Annotated in this window: 7 protein-coding genes and 2 pseudogenes; 4 read left to right on the top strand and 5 right to left on the bottom strand. The window is 69.6% G+C overall.

The features are described from left to right. Both O3Q52_RS40915 and O3Q52_RS40910 read left to right on the top strand, forming a co-directional pair. The coding region (locus O3Q52_RS40915; protein WP_269653628.1) for a cbb3-type cytochrome c oxidase subunit I at positions 1–417 on the top strand (417 nt) is incomplete at its 5' end. Positions 418–422: 5 nt separating this feature from the next. Further along, the gene (locus O3Q52_RS40910; RefSeq protein WP_269653627.1) at positions 423–770 is read left to right on the top strand and encodes a hypothetical protein; all 348 of its coding nucleotides are present in this window, start codon (positions 423–425) and stop codon (positions 768–770) included. Positions 771–894: 124 nt separating this feature from the next. On the opposite strand, the pseudogene O3Q52_RS40905 reads toward O3Q52_RS40910, so the two are convergent. Then, positions 895–1,314, bottom strand: a pseudogene (locus O3Q52_RS40905) (SDR family oxidoreductase); the annotation flags it as partial. Between the two features lie 43 nt (positions 1,315–1,357). Here O3Q52_RS40905 and O3Q52_RS40900 point away from each other — a divergent pair. Next, positions 1,358–2,592, top strand: a pseudogene (locus O3Q52_RS40900) (glycosyltransferase). Positions 2,593–2,656: 64 nt separating this feature from the next. On the opposite strand, the gene O3Q52_RS40895 reads toward O3Q52_RS40900, so the two are convergent. Both O3Q52_RS40895 and O3Q52_RS40890 read right to left on the bottom strand, forming a co-directional pair. Continuing rightward, positions 2,657–4,096 carry a M6 family metalloprotease domain-containing protein gene (locus tag O3Q52_RS40895; protein WP_269653626.1) on the bottom strand — a complete coding sequence of 480 codons (1,440 nt, stop codon included), beginning with the start codon at positions 4,094–4,096 and terminating at the stop codon, positions 2,657–2,659. Positions 4,097–4,289: 193 nt separating this feature from the next. Then, positions 4,290–4,952 carry a TetR/AcrR family transcriptional regulator gene (locus tag O3Q52_RS40890; RefSeq protein WP_269653625.1) on the bottom strand — a complete coding sequence of 221 codons (663 nt, stop codon included), beginning with the start codon at positions 4,950–4,952 and terminating at the stop codon, positions 4,290–4,292. A 156-nt stretch (positions 4,953–5,108) separates the two neighbouring features. Between O3Q52_RS40890 and O3Q52_RS40885 the strand changes: the two genes are divergently transcribed. Beyond that, on the top strand, positions 5,109–6,359 hold the full coding sequence (locus tag O3Q52_RS40885) for a YncE family protein (RefSeq protein WP_269653624.1): 1,251 nt from the start codon (positions 5,109–5,111) through the stop codon (positions 6,357–6,359). Positions 6,360–6,483: 124 nt separating this feature from the next. Here the strand turns inward: O3Q52_RS40885 and O3Q52_RS40880 are convergent, their stop codons facing one another. Both O3Q52_RS40880 and O3Q52_RS40875 read right to left on the bottom strand, forming a co-directional pair. Continuing rightward, a complete protein-coding gene (locus O3Q52_RS40880; protein ID WP_269653623.1) occupies positions 6,484–8,343 on the bottom strand; it encodes a cellulase family glycosylhydrolase in 1,860 nt (619 codons plus the stop codon). Between the two features lie 98 nt (positions 8,344–8,441). Beyond that, a partial coding sequence (locus tag O3Q52_RS40875; protein ID WP_269653622.1) for a GTP-binding protein occupies positions 8,442–9,927 on the bottom strand: 1,486 nt, incomplete at its 5' end.

Genomic DNA, 9,927 nt, shown 5'->3' with positions numbered 1-9,927 from the left:
GAACGCCTCGGCAAGATCACCTTCTGGACGCTGTTCATCGGCTTCCACGGCACCTTCCTCGTCCAGCACTGGCTGGGCACGAACGGAATGCAGCGCCGGATTCCCGACTATCTGGCCGTGGAAGGGCTGACGGTCCTCAACACGGTGTCCAGCATCTTCTCCTTCGTCCTCGGGCTGTCCCTGCTGCCGTTCTTCTACAACGTGTGGAAGACCGCCAAGTACGGCGAGAAGGTCGAGGTCGACGACCCGTGGGGTTACGGCCGTTCGCTGGAGTGGGCCACCTCCTGCCCGCCGCCGCGGCACAACTTCGTCGTCCTGCCGCGGATCCGTTCCGAGTCCCCGGCGTTCGACCTGCACCATCCCGAAATCGGTGCCGTGGCCGGGCAGTTGCCTGCGCCGGAGAGGGTTCCGCGGTGACGGCGATGGACGAACGGCCGGTCGATACAGGGGCGTTGATCCACGAGTTGGAGGGGCATCTTCTGATCGAGGCCACCCGGGGTGAGGGGCGGGCCGAAGCGGGCCGTTTCACCCGGCAGTTCGGGTGGCTCACCGACAGTCAGCGGGCCGAGGTCGAGGAGCGGTTCGTGGAGGAGTACGTGTCGCTTGCACGGGTTTCCTGGCGGCGGACGGTTCAGCGGGGTGCTGAATTGCGGGGAGAGTATGAGGAGGCGTATCGGGCGTTGCGTCGGCGGCTGGTTGCGGGGTGGGTGTTCGGGATGGGGCTCCTCGGCGGGGCCGGCGTTCTGATCGTCTCGCTCGCCCGGCAGTGACGAACCGAGTCTGTCGTTCGATGGCTGCGGGCCGTCCGTGGCTGGTCGCGCCCACGCGGCGGAGCCGCAAAATGCCACAGCCCCGCGCCCCTTAAGGGGCAGGGCACGTCGTACCGCGCGGGGCTCACCTGACCTGGTCCGCCAGAAAGTCCTCCCAGGTCCGCTTGCCGATCGTCGTGTTCGTGAGGGAGAGGTTGTTGCCTGCGCGGTAGGCGCGGCCTGCCTTTCCTGGCATGCGGACGGGGAGCAGGGGGCGGCGCTTGCCGTGGGCCTTCAGGTAGGCGGTGAGCAGGTCGGCCAGGTTGTAGACCGTCGGGCCCGTCAGATCGGGGACCAGGCCGGCCGGCTTGGCGAGGGTCAGTTCCACGAGTCGGGCGGCCACGTCGCGGGAGTCGACCGGCTGGAACCGGAGTCCGCCCGGGACCGGGATCACGGGCAGCTTCGTCATCCCCTTGGCCATCTTCAGAATCAGGTCGTGGAACTGAGCGGCCCGCAGTGTCGTCCACGGCAGGCCCGAGTCGGCCACGGCACGCTCGGCGCCCAGTACGGCAGGCGCCGCCATACTGACCGTCGTGCGAGTAGCGATCATGACGGCAGGGTCGCGGGGCGACGCCGCGCCGTACACGGGACTTGGGCACGGGCTGGCGCGGGGCGGGCACGAGGTCACCGTGGTGACGCACGCGTGCTTCGAACCGCTGGTGGCGGCCGCCGGGGTGGGCTTTCATCCGCTGCCCGTGGATCCGCGGGCCGAACTGGAGTCCGTACGCGGGCTCGCGCTGCATCGCAGTGTCACCGGGATCGGGAAGCTGGCCCGGGTGGTCGAGATGGCCAGGTCGCTGGTGGGGCGGATGGCCGACGATCTGGTGGCCGCGGCCGGGGCCGCCGATGTGCTGCTGCTGTCGAGTTCGCTGGGGCCCCTCGGTCATGCCATCGCCGAGGGGCACGCGCTGCCGAGCATGGGTGTCTATCTCCAACCCCTCGCTCCCACGGGGGAGTTCGCACCTCCGGTGATCGGCACCCGCTCCCTGGGGCCGGCCGGGAACCGGCTCGCGGGGCGGGCCGTCAATGTCGCCGTCGAGCGCATCTTCGCCGACACCACGCGGTCGCTGCGGGCCCGGCTCGGGCTGCCGCCGCTCGGTTCGCGTGCCACCCGGCGTGCGCGTGAACGGCAGAACTGGCCGGTCCAGCACGGCTTCAGCCCGCTGGTGGTGCCCCGGCCGCGCGACTGGCGGCCCGGGCTCGGCATCGCCGGTTACTGGTGGCCGTACGACCGCCAAGCCCAACTCCCGGGCGCACTGCGGGACTTCCTGGACGCCGGGACTCCCCCGGTCTACTTCGGTCTCGGCAGCGCGACCGTGCCGAATCCCGAGCGGTTGAGCCAGGAGGTCGTACGAGCCCTGCGGGCGGCCGGGGTGCGCGGTGTGGTGCAGCGGGGCTGGGCCGGGCTGGAGGCCGTCGGGGACGACATGTTCACCGTGGACGAGGTCCCGCACTCGGCGCTCTTCCCGCGGATGGCCGCGGTGATCCATCACGCGGGTGCGGGCACGACCGCGGCCGCGCTGCGGGCCGGTGTGCCGGCCGTGCCCGTGCCGATCCAGTTCGACGAGGCGTTCTGGGCCGCCCGGCTCGTCGCGCTCGGGGTGGCTCCGGAGGCCGTTCCGCTGCGCAGGCTCGGTGCCAGGCGCTCGGCCGTGCCGTGGCGCGTGCCGTCGCCGAGCCCGTGCACGCCCGCCGCGCGAAGGCGCTGGCCGGCCGGCTCCGGGACGAGGACGGGGTGGGTCCCGTCCTCGCCGCCGTGGACCGGCTGGCCGAAGGAAGCTGAGGCACCGGGTGCCACTGGCGCCCTGTCCCGCAGGTCAGGGCGCTGCGGACCCGGCGCGGGCCTCCTACGCCACGGTGACGTGCACCGTCATCTCGTCGGCCCCGGGTGTGCCCACCGTCTCGATGGTGACCCCGGTCCAGGTGCCCTGGGGCAGGTTCAGGGCCGGAGCCGTCTTCTCGCCGGCGGTGGTGTTGTCCTTGAACGGGTACAGGTCGTCGCTGTCACCGCGGTTGCCCCGGCCGAACATCCGGGAGAGGTCGCCGCGGCCGTCCGCCTGGAGGAGTTCGATGGCCAGGTTCTGTTCGTCGTTGACGTTGTCGATCGATTCGTCGACGACGTAGACGGCGATCCCCTCGTCGGGCAGGAAGGCGTCCTGGCCGCGACGGCGACGGTACTCGACGAGTATGTACTGGCTGTCGGACATGGTCGCGGGGTTCTGGATGAACACCGCTTCGCCGTCCTCCGCGGCGGGCCGCAGCCTGATGTCCCGGGTGGTCTTGTTCACCACCTGGGGCTCGATCCAGCCGTGGAACATGCGCAGCATGGCGGTCGGGAAGACCGGGGTCAGCCCGCCGTTGCCCCATGAACCGCCCGCCATCAGGCAGTAGTTGCCGAGTCCGGCCGAGCGGGTCAGCTGCTGCCGGCCGGTGTCGTAGTAGTCGGCCCAGCGCGCCGCGAGGTGGCCCCACTCGTGGGCGCAGACGCCGACGGCACTGTCCTCGGGGACGGTCAGGAAGGTGCGCGCGGACAGACCCGGACCGACGTCGACGCCGCCGGGGATCGTCCACTTGAGGCTCCACAGGTCGCCGCGCTGGGTCGTCTGCTCGGCGCCGCGTCCGGCGTGGATGACGAACAGGGCGGTGACGACTCCTTCGTCGAGCGCGTCGAAGGACGTGAAGTCGACTCCGGCATCGCGGGCCGCCAGTACGGCGTCACGCGCCAACCCCTGTGAGTTGCGTGGGAAGTTGGCGTTCATGCCGGAGTTTCCGTCGGCGTAGAAGGCGAGCGGCTGCGGCATCCGGAACCAGCCGTGCACCTCGCCCTGGACGTCGATGCCGGTGCTCGGTGACGTGTCGAAGGCGCTGACGTCGCGGTAGAACGAGCGCATGCTGCCGGTCGGGAACTCGTCGAGGCCGAAGAGCATGCTGTCGTAGTGGCCGGGGCCGTGGTCGACCTCGTGCGGCTGGTCGGGAAAGTCGACGAGCAGCACCAACGTCCGGATGGTTCCCAGGAGTTGGGACGACGGCCGGGTGATGAGCTGCTTGTCGGTGCTGGGGCCCTGGTCGAGGGCTCCGTCGTCGAGGCCGACGAGGTTCTCGCCCCGTCGTCCCGCGCGCCAGACGGTGTAGTACTCCTCGAACGTCATGCTCCCGGGCAGGCGGCGCTGCTTGAGCAGTTCGAGATAGCGGGCGTACAGCTGCGCCAGGGCCTGGGGCGACAGCGGTACCGGACAGGCTGCGGCACAGTCGTGAACTGGTCGTACAGGGCTGAGCGTATGACGCATCAGGCACCCCCTTCAGGGGACGAACCCCTCTTGCCGGACACGGAGAATCCAGAAAAATCCGGCCATGCGAAGGCCGTACACCTTCTCATAGTTGGGCCCGAGATTACTGTCAACGTGTAGTCGCACAGAGGAACTTGGGCGTGCCGAAACGGAACTCTCCGGTCCCCGACCGGGCCCGGCCCTCGGCCCGGATCTACGAGCCCTCCGGACGCCATCCCGCCGGGCGCAGGATCCCCAGGAGCAACCCCACGAGTTCGTCCACCACCTCGTCGAGGCTCGCGTCGACCCAACCCGAACTCCAGTCGTGCAGCAGGCCGTTGACGCTTCCGATGAACGCCGCGGCGGCGATCCGGTAGTCGCGGGGGACCGCCTCGCCCCGGACCGCGGCGGCCGTGGCCTCGGCGCAGACGAAGTCGATCCAGCGGGAACGGCGGGCCAGCCGTTGCCGTTCGAGCCGTGGGCTGACGCCGATGATCTCGACGAAGGTGATGCGCAGGCGGCGCGGATCGCCGGTGACGTTGGCGGCATAGGCGCGGAAGGCCGCCGTGGCGCGTTCCTCGATCGGTGCCCCGTCCGCCTCGGCGAGACCGGCCAGGGCGGCCCCCTCTGCCCAGTCGTTGACCTGGAGGTGGAGGGCGGCCAGTACGTCTTCGAGGGTGCGGAACTCCTCGTAGAACTGGCGGGTGGACAGGCCGGCGGCCTCGCTCAGGGCGGAGACGGTGGTGGCGCGGTAGCCGGGGGCGTCCCCGAAGAGTTGGAGTCCGGCGTCGAGAAATCTTCGACGCCGCTCGGACTTGCGCTCCTCGGCGGTCTTGCCACCGTAACGGCCGGTCGGCGCTCTGAGCCTGCCCGCCACTGAACCTCCCTGATCGGCCCGATGGCCAATCTTGTCCTGTCCGGAGTCTTGTGGAGAGCGGGCCCCTCTCCTTACTTTCCAGTAAGTCCAATCTGAACGTGCGCGTTTTCAGATTCTCGGCCTTGTCATGCTCCCCACACATAGGAGAGATCGGTCATGTCTGCCTTCAGAGCCCGGCACGCCTGGTCCATCGCGGCCGCCCTCGTCCTGGCCGTCACCGCGCCGGCCACCGTGTCCGCCGCACCGAACGCCTCCGCGGATCTGCGAGAGGTGATGTTCGTCGGCAACAACTGGGAGGGCACCGCCGACGTCATCAAGTCCACGGGCGACTTCGCGAAGGTCGGCCGGATCAACGTCATCCCGGACAAGGACGCGCGGATGGCGGAGATCAACGCCGACCCGATCAAGTGGATCGCCTTCATGACCATCCGCAACAGCGTGGGCGAGGGTCACGACCAGTTCGTCGACGACATGTACTCCACCCCCGACGGCAGGTCGATGGTGGTCTCCCGGCCGAGCTTCGCCGACGTGGTCTCGATCGACCTCGCCTCGGGCGACATCAACTGGCGCTTCCCCGTGTCGGGCTTCCGCGCCGACCACATGGCGGTCTCCCCCGACGGCACCCGGGTCGCCGTCTCGGCCTCCACCTCCAACACCGTGCATGTGCTGGACATCAACACGGGCAAACAGACGGGCTCGTTCGCCACGGGTGACAAGCCGCACGAGAACATCTTCACCAGCGACGGCAAGCAGATCTGGAACATGGCGATCGGCGACGTCAACACCGCGACCGACGCCCCATGGCTGGACTGGACGAAGGGCGACCGGAAGATCACGGTCGTCGACGCGACCACGTTCAAGCAGGTCAAGGTCATCGACATGCGGCAGCGGCTCGACGCGATCGGCCTCACCGACTACTCCGACGCGGTTCGCCCGGCGGCCTTCAGCCCGGACGAGTCGAAGCTGTACTTCCAGGTGTCGTTCTTCAACGGCTTCTTCGAGTACGACATCGCCACGGACCGGATCACCCGCACCAAGACGCTGCCGAAGAACCCGGCGACCAGCACGGACCGCACCACCTGGGTCAACGACTCGCGCCACCACGGGATCTCGATGAAGCCCGACGGCACGAAGCTGTGCGTCGCGGGCACGATGGACGACTACGCGACCGTGGTCGACCGCGCCACCCTCCAGGAGGGCCCGCTCGTCCCAGCCTCCAAGCCGTACTGGGCGACCGTCAGCGGTGACGGCAAGTCCTGCGTGGTCTCCGAGAGCGGCGCCGACCAGGTCACGGCGATCGACTTCAACACCGGCAAGAAGACGGTGTCCGTGCCGGTCGGCGACCACCCCCAGCGTGTCCGGCTGGCCCACGTCCCTGCCGACTGGACGGGGACGGCCGCCGACTGACCTGCTCCGCCCGGCAGCCCGGCGCCCCAAAGGGGCGCGGGGCTGTGACACTTTGCGGCTCCGCCGCGTGGGCGCGACCAGCCACAACGGACCCGCAGACGACACACCGTCCCCGGCGGAGCCCTTAGTTGAACTCCGAAGCCATCCACGAGGACAGCTCCGCCCGCGCCGCGCTCAGCACCGCAGCAGACGGCGCGGTCGCGCCATTGGTGACCAGGGCGTAGTGCAGCACGCCCGAGTCCGCCGCGGTGAGCAACAGCCGTCGGCTACCGGTGCCACCCGGCTCGGCCGCCGCGGCGATCGGAGTGGTGCGGGTGTACGCGGGCGGACCGAACACCGTCCCGAGGTCGGAGACCACCGTGGTCGACGTGTTCGGGAAGGACGCCGGAAGATGCAGTTCCGTCGGCTCGGCGCTGCCGTCGGAGCGCCAGACCTGCAGCGCGTACTGCCCCGAGCCCACCAGCTGGGCAACGTTCGGCAGGGAACTCGGCACCGGGTTCCACGTCAGCGTCGTGGAGCCGTCCCGCGAGCGGTCCTCGTAGGTGAAGGCGAGCGACCGGCCCGCCGTGGCGCTGGGGTAGACGCGGTCGAGCATCCGCGCGTCCTGGCGCAGCACGGCCTTGCCGGAGTCGTCGAGGCGTACCGCGGACAGGTCCTCGTCGTTCCAGGCGTCGCCCTCGGTCTGCACCTCGTTCGGGTTGTCGTTCATCAGCTCGCGGTGGCGGCCGTTGTAGATGTCCCACTGCCACTGGGAGCCGGACAGGACGGGACCCGAACTCGCGGGATCCGCCCACCAGTTGGCGCCCTTCACCCGGGAGTCGAGGGCCTGGTACATCGCCTTGTAGACCGTCGGCGCCTTGTCGGAGACCGAGCCGCTGAGCGGGTGCCCGAACTCACTGATGATCGCCGTCGTCCCGGTGGCCGTGGCCCGGTCGCGGACGGTGCCGAAGTCGCCGACGTACTGGCCGTCCTCGGCCTTGCCCCACATGAAGACGCCGGAGATGGCCTTCTGGTCGTAGAAGTGGGTGTTGAAGACGTAGCGCGAGCCGAGGGTCGCGTCGAGCAGTCCGCCCTCCTGCTTCTGGAAGTCGATGTTGGCGTTCCAGAACAGGTTCGGCTCGACGAAGGCCGGCTTGGCCTGCCAGCCCGCCGCGTCCATACGGGCGCGGAACTTGACGTAGAACGGCCACAGGACGTCCTTCTCCCACGCCCGGCTGGTCTGGCCCGAGTCGTAGGTGCCCGCGTGCGGCTCGTTCCACGGGTCGAAGCCGACGACGCCCGCGAACTGGGTCGCGGTGAGGTTCTGCTTCACGTACGTCATCGTCTTCTGGGCGGTGTCGAGGAAGGCGTCCTGGAGGCCGTACTTGTTGTGCCAGAAGTCGTAAGTGGCCTGTGTCACGGCCGCGTTCGAGGTGATGTTCTGGCCCCAGAACGGGCAGATGCCGCAGTACTCGTCGGGGTAGTCACCGAGGTCGACGGCCCACTTGGGGGCGCCGTCGCCGGTGTACCAGCTGTCCGAGTCGAACAGCCAGCGGGAGTAGAGGTCCTGGTGGAAGTCGGGGTACACGCGGATGCCGGCGTCCAGGAACGCACGTATCTGGCCGGTGGCCGCGGCCAGGTAGGCGGCGTCCACCTGGCCGCGTACGGGCTCCGCGTACGCCCAGGAGAGCAGGAAGCGGACGGAGTTGCCGCCGCCGAGCGCCCGGAGCGCGGTCGCGGACTTCTTGGCGTCCGCGACCGAGGCGAAGGGAAGGCCGTTGTTCTCCTTGAGTTTCGTCTCGCCGGAGACGTTGTAGCCGCGCAGCACGACCTCGCGGCCGAGGCCGTCGGTGAAGCGGCCGTTCTGGACCGTGAGGGTCTCGGCGGCGGCCGGGTCGAACCACAGATCGTCGGGGAGGGCTGAGGCGGGCTGAGCTCCGGTGGTCGTCAGGAGACCGGTCAGGAGTACGAGGACGCCGAGCAGATGCGCACGCAACTTCGACATGTGCACAACAGTCGTGGGTGCGTCTTCGACCCGTCAAGACTCCTGACTTGAGAGTAAGTCACCTTTTCCGGAATGGCGTTGGACCGATCACCCGCAGCTCACCCGCCGATTCGCCGTGTCACGTTCAGCAGGTACTCCTTGCGGTTGAGCGGGTTGTGATCGGTACGCGGCCGCTCCCGGACCGTGCCTCGCGCGAGCGGCGCGTAATGGTCGAACGCGGCCTCCAGTTCGCCCTCCCCGCTGGTCAGACCCGGTAGCTGTTGCTCAAGGCCGTGCACCTGGGCCGCGGGGATCGCGCCCTCCAGCACACACGAGGTGCCCCGCGTCTCCGTCGTCCGGGGTACCGCCCGCAGCCCGGCGAGGACCGGGAGCAGGGCACCCAGCGAGTCCACCGGGGCCTCCAGGCGGAATCGGTGCATCGGCTCGTACACCTGGCTGCCGGCCTCTCGCAGCGCGTCCATCAGGACGAGCGGGGTGAGGCCACGGAAGTCCGCCCCCGTGCTCGACATGCTCTTGTCGAAGCCCTGGTGCGCGTGGCTCTGCCGGGGCGAGTACCCGGAGTGCGTCATGGTGACCGTGCAGTCGGGGACCCGCCAGCCGTGGATTCCCTGGTCCAGGGTCTCCTTCACGGTGTCCTCGACGGCCTTGAAGAAGGCGTACGGCATCGACCCCAGCTCGACCTCCAGCCGGAACTCCACACCGGAGCCGACCGGCGCCGGATCGACGCGCAGCCCGACCGTGGCGAGGAACGGGTTGGGTTCCTCGCCGTTGAACTCGACCGCCGCGCCACTGCCGACGGGCCGCTCGACACAGATCGTCGTCGTCTCGCGGAAGCCGACGTCCAGGCCGAACTCGTCGGCCAGGGTCGCCTGGACGACCTCCTTCTGCACCTCGCCGTAGAGGGACACGGAGATCTCCCGGCGCGTCTCGTCCAGACGCAGGTTGATCAGCGGGTCCTGCTCGGCGAGCTGCGTGAGTGCGGTGTGCAGGGCGCCCTTGTCGGCGGGACGGTTCGGCACGACGACGGTTTCGAGGGTCGGCGGAGCGAAGAAGTGCTCGTACGACGGGCGCGGCACGCCGATGCTGTCGCCGATCCTGATGCCGTCGAGGCCCCACAGCTTGCCGATCCGGCCGGCGGACAGTAGTCCGTCCCGGGCGTCCGAGCCGCGTTCGAAGACACGGACCGCGGTGACCTTGCCTTCCTTGTCGTCCCCGAAGGTCACCCGGTCCCGGGTGCGGGGGGCCCCGGAGAACATCCGCGCGTACGCGACCCGCTCCCCCGCCCGGCCCCGCTCGACCTTGAACACCGTGCCGGATACCTGTCCTCCGGTGTCGCTCCGGCCGGCAGGGAGCAGGTCCCTGATGCCGGTGATCAGCTCGTCCACGCCCGCGCCCGTCATGGCGGAGCCGAAGAACACCGGGTGCACGAGTGCCTGTCCGGTCTGGTCCGCGAGTGCCGCGCGGAGCAGGCCGTTCGACACGCCGTTCTCGACGTACGCGGTGAGCAGCCGGTCGTCGTGGTCGGCCAGCACGTCGAGCGCGCCCGGGGCGAGTCCCGGGACGACACCGGCCTCGGGCGTGCCC

This window comes from Streptomyces sp. ActVer (assembly GCF_027270795.1).
GTDB classification, from domain to species: Bacteria; Actinomycetota; Actinomycetes; order Streptomycetales; family Streptomycetaceae; genus Streptomyces; species Streptomyces umbrinus_A.
This window is presented reverse-complemented; position numbering and strand designations above follow the sequence as displayed.